The sequence below is a fragment of the Salmonella sp. SAL03688 genome, assembly GCF_046551895.1.
Lineage (GTDB): Bacteria > Pseudomonadota > Gammaproteobacteria > Enterobacterales > Enterobacteriaceae > Salmonella > Salmonella enterica.
Window position 1 is genome coordinate 1 of sequence record NZ_JBGDVI010000093.1, and the last position, 233, is coordinate 233.

General features: G+C 48.9%; 1 tRNA gene. It reads left to right on the plus strand.

Annotated elements, in window-relative coordinates:
• Positions 1 to 23: 23 nt before the first annotated feature.
• A tRNA-Glu gene (locus ACLJR2_RS23885) sits at positions 24 to 99 on the plus strand.
• Positions 100 to 233 lie beyond the last annotated feature (134 nt).

A 233-nucleotide genomic window follows, 5' to 3' on the forward strand; every position in this document is an offset into this window, starting at 1 on the left:
CGTCTTGCGAAGCAGACTGATACGTCCCCTTCGTCTAGAGGCCCAGGACACCGCCCTTTCACGGCGGTAACAGGGGTTCGAATCCCCTAGGGGACGCCACTTGCGCGGTAATGTGTGAAAGGCGTTGCCATCAGTATCTCAAAACTGACTTACGAGTCACGTTTGAGATATTTGCTCTTTAAAAATCTGGATCAAGCTGAAAATTGAAACACAGAACAACGAAAGTTGTTCGT